Annotated in this window: 20 protein-coding genes; 8 read left to right on the forward strand and 12 right to left on the reverse strand. The window is 48.7% G+C overall.

Annotated features, from left to right (window positions below):
* Nucleotides 1–3 precede the first annotated feature (3 nt).
* The 7 genes from LG272_RS09315 to LG272_RS09345 all read right to left on the reverse strand — a co-directional run bounded on the left by LG272_RS09315 (nucleotide 4) and on the right by LG272_RS09345 (nucleotide 7,448).
* On the reverse strand, nucleotides 4–285 hold the full coding sequence (locus LG272_RS09315; RefSeq protein ID WP_126759058.1) for a YcgL domain-containing protein: 282 nt from the start codon (nucleotides 283–285) through the stop codon (nucleotides 4–6).
* Nucleotides 286–287: 2 nt separating this feature from the next.
* Nucleotides 288–1,421 (reverse strand): ribonuclease D, encoded by a 1,134-nt coding sequence (rnd, locus tag LG272_RS09320; RefSeq protein ID WP_126759059.1) that lies wholly within the window; start codon nucleotides 1,419–1,421, stop codon nucleotides 288–290.
* 3 nt (nucleotides 1,422–1,424) lie between these two features.
* Entirely contained in the window at nucleotides 1,425–3,104 is a 1,680-nt protein-coding gene (fadD, locus tag LG272_RS09325; RefSeq protein WP_404408144.1) for a long-chain-fatty-acid--CoA ligase FadD, read from the reverse strand.
* 79 nt (nucleotides 3,105–3,183) lie between these two features.
* Nucleotides 3,184–4,095, reverse strand: a complete 912-nt coding sequence (locus LG272_RS09330; protein ID WP_404408146.1) for an alpha/beta fold hydrolase — start codon at nucleotides 4,093–4,095, stop codon at nucleotides 3,184–3,186.
* A gap of 19 nt (nucleotides 4,096–4,114) precedes the next feature.
* Entirely contained in the window at nucleotides 4,115–4,687 is a 573-nt protein-coding gene (locus LG272_RS09335; protein ID WP_126759062.1) for a Slp family lipoprotein, read from the reverse strand.
* 134 nt (nucleotides 4,688–4,821) lie between these two features.
* A complete protein-coding gene (gene tsaB, locus LG272_RS09340; RefSeq protein ID WP_404408148.1) occupies nucleotides 4,822–5,526 on the reverse strand; it encodes a tRNA (adenosine(37)-N6)-threonylcarbamoyltransferase complex dimerization subunit type 1 TsaB in 705 nt (234 codons plus the stop codon).
* A complete protein-coding gene (locus LG272_RS09345; RefSeq protein ID WP_126759063.1) occupies nucleotides 5,523–7,448 on the reverse strand; it encodes an ATP-dependent DNA helicase in 1,926 nt (641 codons plus the stop codon). The genes tsaB and LG272_RS09345 overlap by 4 nt, the downstream gene beginning before the upstream one ends.
* A 436-nt stretch (nucleotides 7,449–7,884) precedes the next feature.
* Here LG272_RS09345 and hisG point away from each other — a divergent pair, with 436 nt between their 5' ends.
* From hisG to hisIE, 8 genes are read left to right on the forward strand one after another with little or no spacing between them, the layout of a single operon-like run.
* Complete coding sequence (hisG, locus tag LG272_RS09350; protein ID WP_126759064.1) at nucleotides 7,885–8,793, forward strand: ATP phosphoribosyltransferase; 909 nt, start codon at nucleotides 7,885–7,887, stop codon at nucleotides 8,791–8,793.
* A 3-nt stretch (nucleotides 8,794–8,796) separates the two neighbouring features.
* Nucleotides 8,797–10,095, forward strand: coding sequence for a histidinol dehydrogenase (gene hisD, locus LG272_RS09355; RefSeq protein ID WP_404408151.1), 1,299 nt, complete (start codon nucleotides 8,797–8,799; stop codon nucleotides 10,093–10,095).
* Nucleotides 10,092–11,201, forward strand: a complete 1,110-nt coding sequence (gene hisC / locus LG272_RS09360) for a histidinol-phosphate transaminase (protein ID WP_404408153.1) — start codon at nucleotides 10,092–10,094, stop codon at nucleotides 11,199–11,201. The genes hisD and hisC overlap by 4 nt, the downstream gene beginning before the upstream one ends.
* On the forward strand, nucleotides 11,198–12,283 hold the full coding sequence (gene hisB / locus LG272_RS09365; protein WP_404408155.1) for a bifunctional histidinol-phosphatase/imidazoleglycerol-phosphate dehydratase HisB: 1,086 nt from the start codon (nucleotides 11,198–11,200) through the stop codon (nucleotides 12,281–12,283). The genes hisC and hisB overlap by 4 nt, the downstream gene beginning before the upstream one ends.
* Nucleotides 12,280–12,897, forward strand: coding sequence for an imidazole glycerol phosphate synthase subunit HisH (gene hisH, locus LG272_RS09370; RefSeq protein ID WP_126759068.1), 618 nt, complete (start codon nucleotides 12,280–12,282; stop codon nucleotides 12,895–12,897). The genes hisB and hisH overlap by 4 nt, the downstream gene beginning before the upstream one ends.
* Nucleotides 12,878–13,615, forward strand: a complete 738-nt coding sequence (gene hisA, locus LG272_RS09375; RefSeq protein WP_404408159.1) for a 1-(5-phosphoribosyl)-5-[(5-phosphoribosylamino)methylideneamino]imidazole-4-carboxamide isomerase — start codon at nucleotides 12,878–12,880, stop codon at nucleotides 13,613–13,615. Before hisH ends, hisA begins: the two co-directional genes overlap by 20 nt.
* Nucleotides 13,597–14,373, forward strand: a complete 777-nt coding sequence (gene hisF / locus LG272_RS09380; RefSeq protein ID WP_126759070.1) for an imidazole glycerol phosphate synthase subunit HisF — start codon at nucleotides 13,597–13,599, stop codon at nucleotides 14,371–14,373. The genes hisA and hisF overlap by 19 nt, the downstream gene beginning before the upstream one ends.
* 21 nt (nucleotides 14,374–14,394) lie before the next feature.
* Complete coding sequence (gene hisIE, locus LG272_RS09385; protein WP_404408162.1) at nucleotides 14,395–15,009, forward strand: bifunctional phosphoribosyl-AMP cyclohydrolase/phosphoribosyl-ATP diphosphatase HisIE; 615 nt, start codon at nucleotides 14,395–14,397, stop codon at nucleotides 15,007–15,009.
* On the opposite strand, the gene LG272_RS09390 is transcribed toward hisIE, so the two are convergent.
* The 5 genes from LG272_RS09390 to adk all read right to left on the reverse strand — a co-directional run bounded on the left by LG272_RS09390 (nucleotide 15,000) and on the right by adk (nucleotide 19,533).
* Nucleotides 15,000–16,397, reverse strand: coding sequence for an MATE family efflux transporter (locus LG272_RS09390; RefSeq protein WP_404408164.1), 1,398 nt, complete (start codon nucleotides 16,395–16,397; stop codon nucleotides 15,000–15,002). The genes hisIE and LG272_RS09390 overlap by 10 nt on opposite strands.
* A 10-nt stretch (nucleotides 16,398–16,407) precedes the next feature.
* Nucleotides 16,408–17,583 carry an aminotransferase class V-fold PLP-dependent enzyme gene (locus tag LG272_RS09395; RefSeq protein ID WP_404408166.1) on the reverse strand — a complete coding sequence of 392 codons (1,176 nt, stop codon included), beginning with the start codon at nucleotides 17,581–17,583 and terminating at the stop codon, nucleotides 16,408–16,410.
* Nucleotides 17,580–18,383 (reverse strand): alpha/beta fold hydrolase, encoded by an 804-nt coding sequence (locus LG272_RS09400; protein ID WP_404408168.1) that lies wholly within the window; start codon nucleotides 18,381–18,383, stop codon nucleotides 17,580–17,582. The genes LG272_RS09395 and LG272_RS09400 overlap by 4 nt, the downstream gene beginning before the upstream one ends.
* Nucleotides 18,380–18,784 (reverse strand): MAPEG family protein, encoded by a 405-nt coding sequence (locus tag LG272_RS09405; RefSeq protein WP_126759074.1) that lies wholly within the window; start codon nucleotides 18,782–18,784, stop codon nucleotides 18,380–18,382. Before LG272_RS09405 ends, LG272_RS09400 begins: the two co-directional genes overlap by 4 nt.
* A gap of 104 nt (nucleotides 18,785–18,888) precedes the next feature.
* Nucleotides 18,889–19,533, reverse strand: a complete 645-nt coding sequence (gene adk / locus LG272_RS09410; protein WP_126759075.1) for an adenylate kinase — start codon at nucleotides 19,531–19,533, stop codon at nucleotides 18,889–18,891.
* Nucleotides 19,534–19,637 lie beyond the last annotated feature (104 nt).

Below are 19,637 nucleotides of genomic sequence, written 5' to 3' on the forward strand. Positions count from 1 at the left end.
GAATCATGACGCAGACTCCTGGTGTTGTTGCTTATGCGTAGCCAATAAATTTTCTTCTTTCGGTGGCATCTGCAAATAAAATCCCGCTTCATTGAGGTGCTTGGTCAACTCCTCAACACTTAACCGTGCTAACTTGCGATCTGCTTTAAGCGCAATTGTCATCACGTGTATAGGTTGACCAAAGCTTTTCTGCAAAGGTTCAGGGATTTTTGTAAAGTCCGCCGGATGCGGCATGTAAAGATAGGTATCAGCCCGTCGCGGGCTGCGATAAATCGCACACAACATGATTAACGATCTCGCTGTAATATCGCTTCCAAAGATGCTCTCAGCTTAGCCCCTCGCCAGCTTCGGTACAAGTCAGGGAGTGACAGGTCTGACTTGGCTGCCTCAGGTACTTGCCACGCCCAATGAATCACATCATTGATTTGGCGTCGCGATGCAATTAATCCAGGCTCGACACCTAACTCTTTGGCTAGGGCCGCTACCGCTTGTTTAATCGCATTGAATACCGGCTTATAACCACGCATATCAGTCAAACGCTCAAGTGGCGCTGGTAAGCTATCTGCTGCCTGTCCAGCTCGAATGGCCGTCAGCAATGATTCACCGGCATAACGAATCGTTACTGGCGATAAATCGATAATACCTCGTAATTGCCCAAGATTTTGTGGCATACGACGCGCCAGCTCAAGTAACGTATGATCTTTCGCCACGAAACCAAGCGGAATATCCGATTTCTTCGCACGTTCTAATCGCCACGCCATTAACTCACGTAATACAGCAAGTTGCTGTTGATTACATTGCCAAGCATTACCAAAAAATAGATACAGCCATTGCGGTGGCACCGGCTGCGCGCGACGAATCACTTGCTCAGCACTTTCTGCTTCCACTAGCGCAATCTTCTCATCGCTGAGTTCAGCTCGTAAGCGCGGATAGATATCATGCAAATAGAAAACGTCAGCTGCGGCATAATCAAGTTGTTCTGCAGACAATGGTCGCTGCAACCAATCCGTTCGCGATTGTGATTTATCCAGTTCAACATCGTTGTAATGTTTCACCATCGCCGCATACCCCATCGCCTCACCATGCCCCGCAAAAGCTAAAGCAATCTGGGTATCGAAAATATGGGTAGGAATTTGCCCCATGTTTTGCGCTAAGATTTCGTAATCTTCACCGCCAGCATGTATGACAACATGAACATTGGGATCTTTTAGCAATTGCCAAAAAGGCTCCAAATCTACGCCTGAAGTAGGATCAATCAGCACTAACTGATCGGCCGCGCGCACCTGCAGTAAACCCAAACGGGCATAATAAGTACGCGTACGAACGAATTCAGTATCAAGAGCTAGATACGGTGCTTGCCGAGCTTGCTCGCAAAAAGCAAGCAAGTCAGCATGGCGAGTAATAAGCTGAAATGGCAGCATGTGTTAGTTCGACTTTGCCTCTTCTTCGTCGCGAAGCTCGCGACGGAGTATTTTGCCGACGTTACTTTTTGGCAATTCGTCACGAAACTCAACTAACTTAGGAACTTTGTAGCCAGTCATATTTTCTCGCGCATAATTAATCAGCTCTTTTTCGCTTAAGCTGTTGTCTTTACGCACGACAAATACCTTAACCTGCTCACCTGATGCTTCATGAGGTACGCCAATGGCAGCAACTTCGAGAACTTTTGGATGATCGGCAATCACATCTTCAATTTCATTTGGATATACGTTAAAGCCCGAAACCAAAATCATGTCTTTTTTACGATCGACAATTTTGAAAAAGCCATTTTCATCCATCACACCGATATCACCAGTCGCGAACCAACCGCCTTCTTTCATCACTTTCTCGGTTTCTTCAGGACGGTTCAAATAGCCGACCATGACTTGCGGCCCGCGAACCTGAATTTCACCCGGTTCACCTTGAGCAACTTCTTCACCGGTTTCGGTATCAACAATACGAACATCAGTAGACGGTAACGGAATACCTATGGTGCCATTGTAATGCTCGATGTCCGTTGGATTCACCGTAACAACCGGCGAACATTCAGTTAATCCGTAACCTTCTAGCAGACGTGATTTCGTCACGCGCTCCCACTGTTCAGCCACTGAGCGCTGCACCGCCATACCGCCACCAAGAGCAATTTTTAGGTGCGAGAAATCTAAGTCTTTAAAGCCCTCGGCATGAAGTAAACCGTTAAACAGGGTATTCACACCAGAGATCATTGAGAACGGGTACTTCTGCAGTTCTTTGACGAACCCTTTCATGTCACGCGGATTCGTGATCAAAATATTACGACCACCGTGCTTCATGAAGGTTAAGCAATTCGCCGTTAAGGCAAAGATATGATAGAGCGGAAGTGCTGTAACTATGGTCTCTTCGCCGTCGTTCACCAACGGTGCAACAATTGCTGAAACCATCTCTAAGTTCGCCACCATGTTGCGGTGCGACAACATCGCGCCTTTGGCTAAACCAGTGGTGCCGCCGGTGTATTGTAAAAACGCAAGATCGTCGCCGTTGAGCTGTGGACGTTCATAATTTGCCTTCTCGCCTTGACTCAATGCACTACGGAAGTTCACGGTATTTTTGAGCGTATAGCTCGGTACCATTTTCTTCACATATTTGACGACAGCATTCACAATCCAACGTTTCGGTGCCGGCAGCATGTCACCAATAGCGGTTAAGATAACTTTCTCAACCGGCACGTCAGCTTCAACTTTTTCAAGTGTATGTGCGAAGTTATCGAGAATAACAATTGCTTTTGCATTTGAATCAGATAGCTGATGCTTTAATTCACGCGGCGTATAAAGCGGGTTTACGTTAACAACCACAAGACCTGCGCGCAAAGCACCAAATAACGCAATCGGATACTGCAACAAGTTTGGCATCATAATTGCCAATGCATCGCCCTTTTTAAGGCCCTGTTGTTGCAAATATGCAGCGAATTGACGAGAAAGTACGTCAAGTTCGTTGAAAGTTAGTTCTGTATCCATATTCACATAGGCAACTTTGTCACCATAGTTTTGGATACTTTGCTCGAAAATGTCGACCAGCGAATTAAAGTGGTCCGGATCAATAGTCTCCGGTACGCCAGCTGGATAACGTTTAAGCCAAATTTTATCCACGCGCTTCATGCTCCTGAACAATTTATGTCATTTTTATATGTTAATAACTCGCAATCATCGCATATCCGACCAGTGTTGCCTAGCCGTTGTGTGCACGAACCATCTGTGATAATGCACCAATAATCGCAGCTGGTTGCTCCATATGTACGTGATGACCGCCTTCAACTTCTGCAACTTCAAGTTGCGGAACAAACGCCTGCCACTGCTCGAGCGCTTGTTTCAGACGTTGATGACCGGTACTTCCTAGAATGACTGTAAACGGGCATTGGATATGTTTTAGTACATCTGCAATTTGTTCGGCAGTCAGCCGTACTGGCGATTTTAGACGTAATTGTCCATCGGCGCGAAACCGAAAGTCATTGTCACCAAGCTGCTCAATGCCGCGCTCGACCAATATCGCCGCCAAGTCACGGCTAAAGTCACCAGCATGTTTGCGCGCCATGATTGCGGTTTGCAGATCACGGTAATGTGGGCGATGTTTGAATTGTTGCTGCCAACGACTTTCAAAGCCTTGACGTAAATCGGTAGTAGTGTCGCTGGCTTTAGAAGCAAGCAAACCAAAGGCTTCTATCGCTACTAGCCAGGAAACCTTTGCTGGTGCAATGCCAGCAAACATATTGGCGACATAAGCGCCCATCGAGTGAGCGACAATACTGACACGTTGCCACTGTTGTTGCTCACAAATGTGCCAAAGGTCATAAACGTAATCCATAAATGGGTAATAGTTGCCTGCCGGACGATGATCACTGTGTCCATGCCCTGCCCAGTCGAGCGCAATGAGATGATAGTTTTCGGCAAGAGGGCTTTGTAAAAAGGCCTCGGCTAGTGGCAGAAAACTATGCGCATTATCTAACCATCCATGCAGCGCTAGTAACGGTTCACCCTTTGGGTTTCCCCAACAGAGCCCGCGCACCGCGCCCCACGGCAACTCAAAAGAAACAGGCTCAGCAACTTGCCGAGCCTGTTGATATACCAATGTTTGTTCAGTCATTGAATCGTACAGCTTCTGTTTAGTTATCTTTATTCTGCTTAGAGCCTTTTTCCATCACTGGGCCTGGGTAATAAATCGGGCGTGGATAGGCTGGGCGCGTGTACCAATAATGGCGATACCATAGCGCATCATAATTCACTTCTACACGAGTCGGCTCTTTACGAACCGGCCATAGGTATTTGCTCGAGACATTTAATACCGGAAACAAGTAGGTATATTCATCAATTGTACCGGTTTCTGGTTCGGCTACGGTGCCGACGAAAGTAACAGAGCTACCTTGCTTCCATACCATTGGATCAACAAAGCCACTTAATTTTGCGCGAAAACGGCCTTGGCTTTGATCACTTGTCAAAGGACGTCCCCAACGGTGCAAATCGAAGTTCACTACTTCAATGACAGTACCGTTATCCGAGTTGCGAACTTCAGCCACAACCCCACCCCAACGAGCAGTCTTGCCAACCGCTGATTGTGGTTGTTCAAGTGCAGCACTATACGGAACTAAAGCGTCCTCGTCAGCTACTTGTAGTGCATCCGGTACTGATGAACAAGCGGTCAATAACAGCGCTGCAAAAATGGGAACTATACGTTTCATAATCGGTACCTCACTGACTTTTCTAATCATGCTAACTACATCCAAACTGGATACGAGTAACTTTCTAAAAACTCGCAAAGTCTGTGTTAGTTATAGCACTTTGATTGAGCTTCTGCTCAGTAAGTTCCGGCGTTTTATTCACGTCCTGGTAACTTTTTCCAAGCAACTTCATTACGTACATACAACGGCTCCAGATCGGCAGCGTCAACAGGTTTACCGTGAACCAATGCCCAGCGCAGCATATCCTCTGCAAGTGGTAACGTAACGTCATCAAGCACCGTCACTAGGCCCTGCGAATTCAGCGCATCACCATAGGCCTGCCAGCCGGTTCCTGCCCCTATAACCGAATTGCCAACAGCAATCTCTGGCCACCACGACTGCATCGTAATATCCGCTAATGGTGCCATTTGCTCAGGCGCTAATTGTTCTGCCATACCCTGATTATTGCGAAACGGCGCGACATAAATTTCCTGCATTCTTGCATCAATCGCACTTATCACAACTTGAGCGTCATGATTGCGGATAGCTTGCTGCGCAAGTGCCGTTAATGTACTGACGGGAAAAATCGGTAAAGTGTGACTAAACGCCAAACCTTGAGCGACAGAAACACCAATACGCACGCCAGTAAAGCTGCCAGGACCGTTACCAACCACCAAAGCATCAAGGTCAGCAAGTGTAATTTGCTGTTCTTCTAGCACTTCTTGCACGAAGCCTAAAATGCGCTGTGAATGCTCTCGGGGAGTCACTGCGGCACGGGTGACAATCACGTCGCCCACCTTAAGCGCAACCGAGCATTGCTCAGTCGAAGTATCAAGTGCTAGCACTGCATTCAAATTCACTCTGAATTCTCCAACGTATCTAAAAAATCAAGCGCTACCGTTAAATCGCGTGTGCGGCGCATGGTTGGTAGGCTTTGTAAGAACACCCCGCCATATGGCTTGGTTACTAATCGCTGATCACAAACAATCAATACCCCGCGATCATCCGCATCCCTTATTAGGCGTCCTGCGCCCTGCTTCAGTGCGATAATAGCTTGCGGCAATTGTACCTGAGCAAACGGGTCAACTCCACGTAACCGACAGTCTTCCACACGGGCCTGCAATAACGGATCGTCGGGGCTCGCAAATGGCAATTTATCAATGATAACGCAACGCAGTGCATCGCCGCGTACGTCCACGCCTTCCCAAAACGATGCAGTACCAAGCAGTACGCCATTGCCAGCGGCGATAAACTGTTGTAATAATTCACGTTTACTAGTGCTTCCTTGTACAAAAAGAGGCCGATCCGTTTTATTTTCTAATTGTTTTGCAATCAGCTGTAGCATACGGTGGCTCGTGAATAACACAAAAGTGCCACCGCTTTGATTGTGGTCAATCACTTGTTCAACAATATCGAGTAGCGCTGCCGGCATTTCGCGTTCGTGCGGCTGCGGTAAATAACGCGGTAGGCACAGTAAAGCCTGTTCAGCGAAGTTAAACGGGCTTGCTAAACACAGCGTTTCCGCATGGTTAATACCAAGTTGTTCAGTAAAATGACGAAAATCTTCACCAACTGCTAGCGTTGCCGAGGTGAATACCCACGCCATCTCGCTACGTTCAAGATAGCCACCAAATTTTTCAGCGACACTTAATGGCGTTTGATGCAAGGTCACTTGTCGAGCCGTGGTTTCAAACCAGAAACTATAACCCGTGCGACTTACATCCTGCAGTTGTTCCCATTTATGTAAAAACTGCACACAGCGCTCATAAGCATTATCAAGATCTTGATTGCGCCCAAGTGCACTCTTACAAACCTCACGCAAAAATGTGAGATGCTCCGCCACGACATCAGCGGCCAATCGCACTGCGGGCTGTTGCGAAAACTGACGCCAATTACCGCGCATCGGATCTTTGGGAAACACCAAACGCCAGTCATTTAAACTACCAAGTACCTTATCAGCGGCTTTATCTAATTGCCGCAAGTCTTTTAATTCAGTTAAGTACAGCACTTTTAGCTCATGGGCTAATTCTTGTAGTTGTCGACTCGAAACCGCCTCACCAAAATACTGGCTAGCAATATCAGGCAACTGGTGCGCTTCATCAAAAATGACGGCATCAGCTTGCGGTACCAGCTCTCCGAAACCAACATCCTTAAGCGCCATATCGGCAAAAAACAAATGATGGTTCACCACCACTAAATCGGCATCCATCGCGCGCTTTCTCGCCTTCACAAGATAGCAATCTTCATAATCGGGACAATCACGACCCAAACAATTGTCGACCGTACTCGTTACAGTTGGCAGAATTGGTGCGTCTTCTTGCAGAATATTAATTGTCCCCACATCACCATCATCAGTACGTTGCGCCCATTTTCGGATTTCGACTAACTGACCTTGCAGCTCTTTACTCATTTCACCGCTGTGCGCTACAGCTTGATTCATCCGATGCAAACATAAATAGTTCGCGCGACCTTTCAATAGTGCGACCATTTTTTTCGGCGCTAAAGCATCACGCAACGCCGGCAAATCACGGTGATACAACTGTTCTTGCAAGGCTTTGGTTCCCGTGGAAATAATGGCTTTGCCATCATTCAGTAATACTGGCACCAAATACGCAAAGGTTTTGCCGGTTCCCGTTTCCGCTTCGACAACGAGTTGCGATTTTTTGACTAAGGCACGCTCGACAGCCGCTGCCATCTCGCTCTGCGCCGCTCGTGGTCGAAAGCCCTGCAAGGTGCGCGCCAGCACGCCATCAGCTTGAAATTGTGAGGTAACTTTAGACATGAATTGGGTTCGAAATTAGTGATGCGACAAATGTAACATAAAACCCAACCACGTTACTCGTAATTCGTTGTTCGTGCGCTCCGCTGTTCGTGCGTTTCACTGTTCGGAAGAGATTTCTAAAAAACCTCAAACAAAAATATACAACTTGATACAGGAAATTATTAAAACCCTTTTATTTTGGGGTTGATGAAAGCGGTAAATTCTATACAATTGACTCATCGAATAGCGCAGCGTACAAACAGCGGAGCGCACGAACAACGAATAACGATTAACGAACAACGATTTTATGACTTTAAAGCAGCACCACCATCACATACATCCGTGTTAGCCCAGAAATTCTCTGAAGGCTAACTCAATTATTTTGGGGCTGCCTTCACTGAATTCATAACGAACCCCGCAAGGCGCCCTTTGCGGGGTTTTTTATTAGGAGTTTTACATGGTCGTCGATAAAAATTCACAGCGCTTAACCATTGCGATTCAAAAATCAGGACGTTTGAGCAAAGAGTCCATTTCCCTTCTGCAAGCTTGTGGTTTCAAATTCAGTTTGCACGAAGCTCGCTTATTAGCGCACAGCAGTAACCAACCAGTTGACTTGCTGCGAGTGCGCGACGATGACATTCCTGGATTAGTGATGGATGGTGTGGTTGACCTTGGCTTGGTCGGCGAGAATGTTCTCGAAGAAGTACGACTTGAACGCAAAGCGACGCAACTTGCCTGTGAAGTTCAACGATTGCGTGCACTCGACTTTGGGCAATGCCGTTTATCCATAGCGGTACCGAAAGAGGAAGCCTACAACGGCATTCAAGATCTTGACGGCAAGCGCATTGCAACAACCTACCCATACTTATTGCAGAACTATTTACAGCAACGTGGCGTAGCAGCTAATAACGCTATTCTTACGGGAAGCGTGGAAGTGGCACCGCGTGCGGGGCTGGCTGACGCCGTATGTGATTTGGTATCAACCGGCGCTACCTTAGAAGCCAATGGTTTGGTCGAGAAAGAAGTGATATTCCGTTCGCAGGCACAGCTTATTCAACGTCCAGAGCCCTTATCTGCAGCCAAGCAGGCCATTATCGATCAATTACTACCGCGTATTGACGGTGTGCAAATGGCTCGCGAGAGCAAATACATCATGCTGCACGCACCTGTGAAAGCACTCGAGCAGGTAGTGGAGCTACTCCCTGGAGCAGAGCGACCGACTGTGCTACCGCTAAATCACACCGATGAACTGGTGGCGGTACACGTGGTTAGTACTGAGAAACTGTTCTGGGAAACCATGGAAGAATTAAAGGAAATTGGTTGCAGCTCTATTTTAGTGTTGCCTATTGAGAAGATGATGGGGTAAGCCATGCGCGTATTTCAGTGGTCACAATTATCCGACCAACAACAAGCTGATGTGCTTGCGCGACCAGCACAGAACCAATCGGTTGAATTGCAGCAGCAAGTGGCAGCCATAATTAATGCGGTTGCCAGTGAAGGGGATGCCGCGGTATTGCGCTACACCCGTCAGTTTGATTGCGAAACATTAAGTGAGTTGCGCTACAGTGAGGCTGAAATTGCGGCGCAAGCGGGAAAACTTTCGACTGATGTGCAACAAGCGATTGATACGGCCTATGCGACCATTCGTGCGTTCCACTTGCAGCAGCAACCACAAGACATTCGCGTTGAAACCGCTCCGGGCGTTGTTTGTACGCAACGCTTCGACGCATTGAACGCTGTAGGTCTTTATATTCCCGGAGGTACCGCCGTATTGCCATCGACCGCGCTGATGTTAGGTGTACCGGCACAAATTGCGAATAACCCACGTCGTGTGCTCGTGAGCCCGCCAGATAAAAACGGCGAGCTTAGCCCTGCGCTGATGTATGTGGCGCAAAAATGTGGCATTACCGAAGTGTATCGATGTGGCGGTGCGCAAGCGATTGCAGCACTTGCAGTAGGAACCGAGAGTATTGCGCCTGTGGCAAAAATATTTGGCCCAGGGAATAGCTTTGTAACCGCAGCAAAACAGCAAGTGGCACAGCGTAATGGCGGTCCGGCCATTGATATGCCGGCGGGTCCTTCAGAGCTTCTAGTAATTGCCGATGACACGGCCAATCCTGCTTTTGTTGCAGCCGACTTATTATCGCAAGCCGAACACGGCGCTGATTCACAGGTTATCTTGGTCAGCCCAAGCGCGTCTCTCATTGAAGCCACGCAATCGGCTATCGAGCAGCAACTTGAAGTACTACCGCGATCTGCAACAGCACGTAAGGCGCTAGAACAAAGTGCGTTGATTCAAACTGAATCACTTGAACAGGCTTGCCAGATCAGCCAACGCTACGCGCCTGAGCACTTATCCGTGCAGCTGGATGATGCGGAACAGTATCTTCCACAACTGACGTTAGCTGGCTCTATTTTTATCGGCCACTACACCCCTGAGTCTGGCGGTGATTACGCCACCGGAACAAATCACGTGTTGCCGACATATGGCTTTGCGCGCAACTACAGTAGCCTAGGCCTGCTTGATTTTTATCGCCGCTACACCACTCAAACAGTTTCAAAACAGGGGTTAGCGCAACTGAGTAAAGCAATTATCACGCTGGCTGAAACGGAAGGTTTACGAGCACACGCTCGTGCCGTCAGCATTCGCTTGGAGAATCAATCATGACGTTAGCGGCAACTTTACAACGTGCACACTTAGCTGAGTTAACGCCGTACGCATCGGCACGTCGTAGCATGAGCGGAGGTGCGGTTTGGCTGAATGCCAATGAAGCGCCTGTCACGCCGGTTTTGGCGGAAACGGCAACACAGTTAAATCGTTATCCAAGCTTTCAAAGTGCGTCACTCAACCAAGCCTACGCGAACTATGCTCAAGTCAGCGCTGAGCAAGTGCTTAGCTGTCGGGGCAGCGACGAAGCGATTGATTTACTCATTCGCAGCTTCTGCGAGCCTGGGCAAGATGCCATCATGATCACTACGCCCACTTACGGTATGTACGCCATTAGCGCCCAAACCCAAGGGGCTGGTGTGGTTGATGTACCGCTAGTTAGCGCCGAAGACGGCACCTTGCAGTTGAATGTGGACGGCATGTTAGATGCGATGGCTTCGAACTCGCAACGCATCAAATTGGTCTTCGTTTGTAACCCGTCGAATCCGCTTGGCAACAACGTAAATTTAGTGGAACTAAAGCGACTGATTGAAAGCGTTGGCGATCAAGCTCTTGTGGTTGTGGACGAAGCCTATATTGAGTTTGCGGCACATGAATTAGCGACAAACAGAAACGTTCAAGCATTGAATGAAGTAAGCCAATGTCTTGCGAAGTATCCGCAGCTTGTGGTGATGCGGACCTTGTCAAAAGCGTTTGGCTTAGCGGCAATCCGCTGTGGCTTTGCGCTAGCCAATACAGATGTCATTGACGTACTACGTAAAGTGATTGCGCCCTACCCAATGCCACAGCCGTGCTTAGATATTGCTGAAAAAGCGCTATCTGCCGAGGGCATCGCGGCAATGCAGCAAGCGATTGCCGAAACCACTGCCCAGCGACTGGCGTTTATTGAAGCCATAGCCAATAAGCCTTGGGTGAAGAAGGTTTGGCCGAGCTGCACCAACTTTGTCTTACTGGATGTCGAAAATGCGGAACAACTCGTTGAGCAATGTCGTCTTAGTGGTGTCTTAATTCGTAATCAATCAGCCCAACGCGGACTAAACAACAGCGTCCGCGTCAGCATCGGAAGCGCAGCAGAGATGCAGCAGTTAATGGAGGTATTGCCATGAGTTCAAGCAGCCCACAGAGAATTTTATTTATCGATCGCGATGGCACGTTGGTTGAAGAGCCGCCAGTGGATAAGCAGTTAGATAGCATTGCGAAGTTAGTGTTTGAGCCGCAGGTGATTCCAACCTTGTTAGCGCTACAAAACAAAGGCTATCGTCTGGTGATGGTATCGAATCAAGACGGTTTAGGTACCGATAGCTTTCCGCAATCCGACTTTGATGCCCCGCATGATCTGATGATGGCAATTTTCAACTCACAAGGTGTGCAGTTTGACGATGTGTTGATTTGCCCGCACTTTGACGAAGACAACTGCTCGTGCCGCAAGCCGAAACTTGGCTTAGTGCGTGATTACCTGGTGCAAGGTAAAGTTGATTTCACCGACTCGTACGTTATTGGCGATCGCGATACCGACATGCAGCTTGCCGAAAACATGGGAATTCGGGGCATTCGTTATGACCGCACGAACAATACTTGGCAAGATATTGCGCACACATTGATTAACCAGCCGCGGATCGCTGAAGTTCAGCGGACAACTCGCGAGACCGATATCAAAGTGGCGGTAGATTTAGATAAATCCCAACCGATTCGCATTCGTACAGGTATTGGTTTTTTTGACCACATGCTCGAGCAAATCGCCACGCACGGTGGCTTCTCACTGGCACTTGAGGTAGCTGGCGACCTGCACATCGACGAACATCACACTGTTGAAGATACCGCACTAGCATTTGGTCAGGCATTGCGCCAAGCATTAGGTGATAAGCGTGGTATTGGCCGCTTTGGCTTTGCGTTGCCGATGGATGAATGCCGTGCAGAATGCTTGATTGATTTATCCGGGCGCCCTTACTTGCAGTGGAATGCAGAATTCAGTCGTGACAATGTTGGTGAGCTCTCTACCGAAATGGTGAGTCACTTTTTCCGCTCGTTGAGCGACGCGATGGCCATTTCGCTGCACTTAAGCACCACGGAGGGCAATGCGCACCACCAAGTGGAAAGCTTATTTAAAGTGTTTGGCCGTGCTTTGCGTCAGGCCATTGCTCGGGGTACGAGTGATGAACTGCCATCGAGTAAAGGAATGTTGGCATGACACAACAGAACTTAGTCATTGTTGACACTGCCTGCGCGAATTTAAGTTCGGTACGATTTGCTTTCGAACGGCTGGGGGTAACCCCAGACGTTACCGCCGATGCAGCTCGAATTGCCGCCGCTGACCGGGTAATTCTCCCCGGTGTTGGCACAGCACAAGCCGCCATGCGCAACTTACAGCGTCTCGAACTTGTCGAAACCTTGCAAAGCCTGCAGCAACCGGTGTTAGGTATTTGTTTAGGTATGCAATTGTTAACGGATTGGTCAGCCGAAGGCGAAGTGAATTGTTTAGGCGTGATTCCTGCACAAACCGTACGTTTGCAAGCGGGCGAGCTCCCCTTACCACACATGGGTTGGAATACGGTAAGCGCTGTTGGCGACAACCCGCTATTGCGCAATATGGATGCCGAAGCTTGGTTTTACTTTGTGCACAGCTTTGCCGTTGCGAAAGACGACTCGACTATCGCGCAATGCCGCTATGGTCAAGAATTTGCAGCCATGATTCGGCATAAGAACTATTTTGGTGCGCAATTTCATCCAGAACGCTCTGGCCAAGCTGGCGCTCAATTATTAAAAAACTTTTTGGAGTTAACTGATGCTGATACCCGCGCTTGATTTGATTAATGGCGAAGTTGTGCGCTTACAGCAAGGTGATTTCGCAAGGCAAACGACTTATTCAAGTAATCCGCTAACGCTTGTTGAAGCTTATGAAAAAGCGGGTGCCGAATGGTTACACTTAGTCGATTTAGATGGTGCGCGTGATACATCGCAACGCCAATTAGACTTGCTCAAAGGCATTACCGCACGTACCACCATGAACGTGCAAGTAGGCGGTGGTATCCGCAACCAAGCTGATCTTGAGCAACTTTATGCAGCTGGTGTGCAGCGTGCGGTTGTCGGTTCAGTCGCCGTGCGCGAACCAAAACTGGTACAGCAATGGCTGCAAGAATACGGCCCAGATGCCATTGTGCTGGCCTTAGACGTTCATATCGATAGCGATGGTGTGGCTTATGTTGCTACGCACGGCTGGCAGCAAACGTCGACCACAACGTTGACCGACCTCATTGATAGTTATTTACCCTATGGGCTTCGTCATGTGCTCTGCACTGATATAAGCCGCGATGGCATGTTAACTGGTACCAATGTTGCGCTCTATCAGCAACTCAAACAGCGCTATCCCCAACTACAATTACAGGCGTCAGGCGGCGTTGCCAGTTTAGATGATTTAGTGGCATTGCAGGCCATTCGTTGTGACTCAGTGATTCTCGGTAAGGCGTTGTTGACAGGAAAATTCACCTTAACGGAGGCATTACAATGCTGGCCAAACGCATAATACCATGCCTTGATGTTCGCAATGGCGAGGTGGTCAAAGGTGTTCAATTTCGCAACCACGAAGTCATCGGTGCCATTGAGCCATTAGCGGAGCGTTATGCTCAAGCCGGTGCTGACGAATTAGTATTTTATGACATCACCGCATCATCCGATGCTCGCGTTGTGGATAAATCATGGGTTGAGCGCATTGCGCGCTTAATCGATATTCCATTTACCGTTGCCGGTGGCATCAGTTCGATTACGCAAGCGCAAGAAATTCTAGCCATGGGCGCCGACAAAATATCAATCAACTCACCTGCCCTGCGCGATCCAAACCTGATCAACGCACTGGTTGAAGAATTTGGACAGCAGTGCATTGTGATAGGTATCGATAGTTTTTATAACGCAGAAACGAATGCCTACGAGGTCTATCAATTCACCGGTGATGAAACGCGTACCCAAAAAACCGCGTGGCAAACACGTGATTGGTTACGTGAGGTGATCGCTCGTGGTGCCGGTGAAATCGTCCTGAATTGTATGAATCAAGACGGCGTGCGCAAGGGATACGATATTGAGCAGCTGAAAATGTTGCGTGCCGATTGCCCGGTACCGTTAATCGCTTCGGGTGGCGCCGGTAGCATGGAACATTTTGAGCAAGTATTTAAACAAGCGGATGTTGACGGTGCGCTTGCCGCCTCGGTGTTTCATAAAGGAATGATCGAGATTAAAGCACTCAAGCAATCATTGCAGCGGGCAGGCATTGCCATTCGGCCGGTGTAAAGCCGCGACAGGGAGTAACTCATGCGAATTAATCAAACGAATATCGACATGGTCGATTTTGCCAAAGGTGACAACCTACTGCCTGCTATTGTGCAACATGCCTTAAGCGGCGAAGTACTGATGCAAGGCTATATGAACAGTGAGGCACTGCAGCAAACCTTAGCTAGCAACAAAGTGACATTCTATAGTCGCAGCAAACAACGATTGTGGACGAAAGGCGAAAGCTCTGGCAATACGCTCGAACTCGTTAGCGTTCACACCGACTGCGATCAGGATAGCCTATTGATACTGGTTAAACCGGCGGGCCCTACCTGTCATTTGGGCACTCGAAGCTGCTTTACCGATGCGCAATCACAGCCGATGCTGCAACGCTTAATGGATACCATCGAATCCCGCCGGGGCGCGCCGGTTGATAGTAGCTATACGGCTTCGTTATTTGCCGAAGGTGTTAAACGAGCGGCTCAAAAAGTTGGTGAGGAAGGTGTTGAAGTTGCGTTAGCCGCAGCGGCTGGCGATACCAAAGAACTCCTCAATGAAAGCGCAGACTTGCTCTATCATCTACTGGTGACATTAGCGGCCCGCGATTTATCCTTAAACGATGTGTTGGACGTGTTACATCAGCGGCATCAGTCGTGAGCCGCTGATTCTTCGGTAAAACGCGCTGCATGAGCCAGTTTATAACGGCGACTGACAACCAGCAGTCGCCAGCTTAACAGTACGGCTGCGCAACTTAAGCCCACAATAAAGCCTATCCACATACCAGCGGCACCCATTGGTGGCACAATCCAGTCAGTCAGCGACAAGATAATACCTAGGCTCAAACCAAACGGCCAATAGGATACAAACGTAATAAACATCACCACTTTGGTATCTTTGTAGCCACGCAACGTGCCCATCGCAATCGCCTGGAAGGTGTCAGATAGAGTAAAAATTGCCGCCAATCCCATAAGTGTCGCCGAGAGCTGAATCACTGCCTGGTCATCGGTGTATAAGCTGGCTAACCACGCCCCTGCAAGATACATAATTAATCCGTTTACGGCGGCAAATGTCATGCCATAAACCGTGGCTAACTTATGGCTTAACATCGCGTTCGCTGGGTTCCCTGCTCCCAACGCAAAACCAACCCGCAACGTCACCGCCATCGATAAGCTTAACGGCACCATATAAACTAATGATGAAATATTGAGAGCAATTTGATGACTGGCGACCACCGTGGCGCCAAGCGGAGCGATAACCAATGCGGCAGCGGCAAATAAACTCACTTCAAAAAACATCGACGTTGCAATCGGAAAACCAATGCGCACGATATACCAAATATCATCCCAGTTCGGCGCATGGAATGTCTTAAATATCTGTAGTTTCTTGAAACGCTCAACCACCGACACATAAACCAACATCCCAAACGCCATCACCCACAACACAATCGCCGTCGCCAAACCACAGCCGGCACCACCAAGGGCTGGCATGCCAAATTCACCATAAATAAAGATATAGTTGACTGGAATGTTGACCAACAGGCCAAGCACACCGATGACTAACGACGGAACGGTGTGTGATAAGCCTTCGCAAAAGTTGCGCAGTACCATATAAAGCACTAGCGCAGGAATGCCGAAGCTGACATAAAATAAGTAATCGAGCGTCACCCGGCGAAATTCATCTTCGACCGACATTGCGTTAAGAATAAGCGGCGCAGCCTGAATGACGGCAAAGCACAACACGCCGCCAATCAGTGCGGAGTAAATACCCTGTTGCACCATATTTGCGACTTTGTGGTGTTTCCCAGCTCCATCAAAATGGGAAATGATTGGCGCCAATGCTAACGCCAAACCCATGATAATTAACGTGGACGGCACCCAAATACTGCCGCCGACGGAAACAGCCGCAAGATCAGTGGCACTGACACGGCCCGCCATCAACGTATCAACAACGCTCATCAACATTTGCGTTAGTTGAGCGATCAAAATGGGGCCAGTGAGCCGAGCTAATTTAATTGACTCAGTCCACCAATGATTGGGTTGTTGCACTTCTTTACTCCTAGTCTGAGCCGAACAAGGCCCAGCCAGCGTCCAAGGTTTCGAGTAAACGGGTTAATTGCGAAGCGGTATTATACGCTCCTAAAGAGATTCTGACGACCGCTGGTAACTGCCATTGTTGCAATAATAATTGTGCACAGTGATGCCCAGCGCGCACGGCAATCTGATGTTGGTCGAGCCAGGCCGCAATATCAAAGGCTTGAAATACGTTGCTGTAAAAGGCCACGGTGGGTGTTGCCTGAGCTCCGCTCGGTAAGACGTTAAGCCACGAACGTTGCTGAAGCTCGCGAACTAGTTGTTGGCGCAACGTTGTCAGATGGGTCGCTGGTTTTTCCTCCTGCAACCAACTGACGGCGGCCGCTGCCGCCACCGCTGCCGCCGTATTGGGGCTACCCGCTTCAAACTTATGAATACCATCGATGAATTCTGCTTCAGTTGACGTCACGCGGTGCACAATGCCGCCACCAACATGAAACGGCGCCATGCTATCGCGCAGCGCATCGCTAAGATACATCACGGCACAGCCATTCACGCTATAAACTTTGTGCGTACTGAAAACTAAAGCATCACAATAAAGCTCCGTTGCTTGAATAGGTTTATGCGCAGCCGCCTGTGCGGCATCAACAATAGTCCATACACCCTGTGCTCGTGCGGCCTGCAATAGCGGCTTAATAGAAAACAAAGCTCCGGTAATATTGCTCGCGGCGGTGACACTCACTACCCGCGTACGCTCGTTGAGTAACGCTTGCCAGTCACCTAAGTCGCCGGTTTCCTGATCGATCGGAATGTAACGTAATGTGAGTTGATGGCGTTTCGCCAGCCGTTGCCAAGGCAAAATATTCGCATGATGCTCAGCGGTCGAGAGTAAGATTTCATCGCCAGCTTGCCAATGAACTGGCAATTGCGTCGCTAAACCGTTGAGTGCGGCAGTGGTAGATGGCAGCAATGCAACGTTTGCCGAGCTCGCGCCGATGAATGCAGCCAACGTCGATCGTGCCGATTCTAAAGCACTTGTTGCCGCTCGCCCAAGTTGATGACTGGCACGGTGAACATTCGCGTGATGCTGCTGGTAATAATCGATATACGCTTGCATGACAACGTCAGGCACCTGACAGGTGGCTGCGCTATCGAGGTAAATGAGCTGTGGGTGCTCACGTAATAAAGCAAACTGATTCATGCCACCACTTCGTACTCTTGCGTGACAAACGCAACAATTTCAGGGTTCACCAATTGCGCATGCGTTACTGGTCCCATGTGACCGCAATCTAGCGTTTTCTCTTTGGCATTTGGCATTACTTGCAGTAAATGATGCGCTACACAACGGGCACTTTCTTGAGTATGTTTGCCTTGTAATACCAGCACCGGCATATCGACGTGACGATAGTCAGATAATTTATGCGGTTCACCCATCAGAGCTGCAAAATCCTTTGTAACTTTACCTGCCTGCAGCACCATGCCTGCACGAATTCGATCGGGTAATGCGTCAAAATAGCCTGGCTGATTCCAGTAGTCGACAAAGGCACGCGTCGCCGCTTCAGCATCATGCTGATACATTTGCGCTGCTATTTTTTCAATCTCGATACGCGCCGGTTCATTCGCCTCAAGCACATGAAACGCCACCGGTTCAAATACAACCAACTCACGCACCGAAATCGGTTTTTCTAAGGCTATCTTCAATGCCAACGCGCCACCGTATGAGTGACCGACAACGGTAATGGGTTGTTGCCACTGCGCAGCAGCAACCGCTTCCAGAATACGCGGTAGCTCATCGGTAAACCGAAATGCCTCGGGCTCGATATCCTCAGCGGCTGGCGCTTTACCATAACCTAATAAGTCAACGGCCAAAATATCAAACTGGGCTTCCAACTGCGCGATCAATCCACGCCATTGGCCACTATTACTTTGCGAGCTGTGCAATAAAAGTAACGGTTTCTTTCCCGCTACCCCGAAGCGATGCACGCCAGGTAATGAGGTCATAACGAGCCACCAATGAATACGCCGATGACAAAACCTGCTTGCAACAGCAATACACCAAAGGTTCCGAGTACTCCCACTGTGCGCGCCCAAGAAGGTCCAACCGACATGGTAAGCCCTAAAGCGTGACATACCCGTGCCACAAAAAGTGCAGCGCCTAGTGCATGCAGAAGCATTGCTGAAGCACCTTGCAACTCCATCAAGATCAACAGAATTAATGACAATGGAACATACTCAGCAAAGTTACTATGAATGCGTACTGCTACTTTCAAATCTTGTGAGTCACCGGTGCCAATTCCTACACGGTCGCGCCAACGCAACCGAATAACATTTACCGAAAGTGCAACATAAAGCAGCGTCAATAAGCCTGCATACAACATGCTAATCGTTAACGTCATGTCCATGATTGTTATCCTTTTTATGAACCAATAATGTTGAACAAACAGTTAGTTTATACAAAAAAGCCCACACAAGGTGGGCTTTGGTAATTCTGAGATTAACGCGAAGCTTATTTCAACAAGCGACCGAGCTCGTTACTAATGTCTTCAACGTCACCCGTTCCATCAATTTTGTGGAATTGAACCTGACCTTGTTCAGCTAGTTTACGATAATATGCAACTAAAGGCTCGGTTTGTTCATGATAAATTGCTAAGCGCTTACGCACGGTTTCTTCTTTGTCGTCATCGCGAATCACGAGATCATCGCCCGTTTCATCATCCTTACCTTCCACTTTCGGTGGATTGTAAGTCACATGATACACGCGACCTGAGCCCGGATGCACACGGCGACCAGCCATACGTTCAACAATCACTTCATCCGGCACGTCAAATTCAAGTACCACGTCAACGTCGATACCTGCAGCGTGCATGCCGTCTGCTTGAGGAATTGTCCGCGGGAAACCATCAAGTAAAAAGCCATTTTGACAATCAGGCTGTGCCACGCGCTCTTTGACCAAGCCAATCATAATGTCGTCAGACACTAATTTGCCGGCATCCATAACCGCTTTGGCTTGTTTACCTAAGTCGGTACCATCCTTAATTGCAGCTCGTAACATATCACCTGTTGAGATTTGCGGAATCCCAAAAGTTTTCATTAAGAACTGCGCTTGTGTACCTTTCCCTGCGCCTGGCGCGCCCAACAGGATAATGCGCATGAACAACCTCTTTTACTTAATTTGTTTGATGCGGATAAGTTAAGGTCGAACTTTACCTTGCACCAACAGGCTTTACAAGTCCGAGCATTGCCGACTTTCGTCGG

Source organism: Pseudidiomarina marina, from assembly GCF_044807045.1.
Lineage (GTDB): Bacteria > Pseudomonadota > Gammaproteobacteria > Enterobacterales > Alteromonadaceae > Pseudidiomarina > Pseudidiomarina marina.

Bases quoted from the DNA above. Each gene is read 5' to 3' on its own strand.
- LG272_RS09395 (WP_404408166.1), bottom strand. From the start codon at position 17,583: ATGAATCAGTTTGCTTTATTACGTGAGCACCCACAGCTCATTTACCTC.
- LG272_RS09400 (WP_404408168.1), bottom strand. From the start codon at position 18,383: ATGACCTCATTACCTGGCGTGCATCGCTTCGGGGTAGCGGGAAAGAAA.
- hisC (WP_404408153.1), top strand. From the start codon at position 10,092: ATGACGTTAGCGGCAACTTTACAACGTGCACACTTAGCTGAGTTAACG.
- LG272_RS09315 (WP_126759058.1), bottom strand. From the start codon at position 285: ATGTTGTGTGCGATTTATCGCAGCCCGCGACGGGCTGATACCTATCTT.
- hisA (WP_404408159.1), top strand. From the start codon at position 12,878: ATGCTGATACCCGCGCTTGATTTGATTAATGGCGAAGTTGTGCGCTTA.
- hisB (WP_404408155.1), top strand. From the start codon at position 11,198: ATGAGTTCAAGCAGCCCACAGAGAATTTTATTTATCGATCGCGATGGC.
- hisIE (WP_404408162.1), top strand. From the start codon at position 14,395: ATGCGAATTAATCAAACGAATATCGACATGGTCGATTTTGCCAAAGGT.
- adk (WP_126759075.1), bottom strand. From the start codon at position 19,533: ATGCGCATTATCCTGTTGGGCGCGCCAGGCGCAGGGAAAGGTACACAA.
- hisF (WP_126759070.1), top strand. From the start codon at position 13,597: ATGCTGGCCAAACGCATAATACCATGCCTTGATGTTCGCAATGGCGAG.
- hisG (WP_126759064.1), top strand. From the start codon at position 7,885: ATGGTCGTCGATAAAAATTCACAGCGCTTAACCATTGCGATTCAAAAA.
- hisD (WP_404408151.1), top strand. From the start codon at position 8,797: ATGCGCGTATTTCAGTGGTCACAATTATCCGACCAACAACAAGCTGAT.
- LG272_RS09345 (WP_126759063.1), bottom strand. From the start codon at position 7,448: ATGTCTAAAGTTACCTCACAATTTCAAGCTGATGGCGTGCTGGCGCGC.
- LG272_RS09405 (WP_126759074.1), bottom strand. From the start codon at position 18,784: ATGGACATGACGTTAACGATTAGCATGTTGTATGCAGGCTTATTGACG.
- hisH (WP_126759068.1), top strand. From the start codon at position 12,280: ATGACACAACAGAACTTAGTCATTGTTGACACTGCCTGCGCGAATTTA.
- LG272_RS09330 (WP_404408146.1), bottom strand. From the start codon at position 4,095: ATGACTGAACAAACATTGGTATATCAACAGGCTCGGCAAGTTGCTGAG.
- LG272_RS09335 (WP_126759062.1), bottom strand. From the start codon at position 4,687: ATGAAACGTATAGTTCCCATTTTTGCAGCGCTGTTATTGACCGCTTGT.
- rnd (WP_126759059.1), bottom strand. From the start codon at position 1,421: ATGCTGCCATTTCAGCTTATTACTCGCCATGCTGACTTGCTTGCTTTT.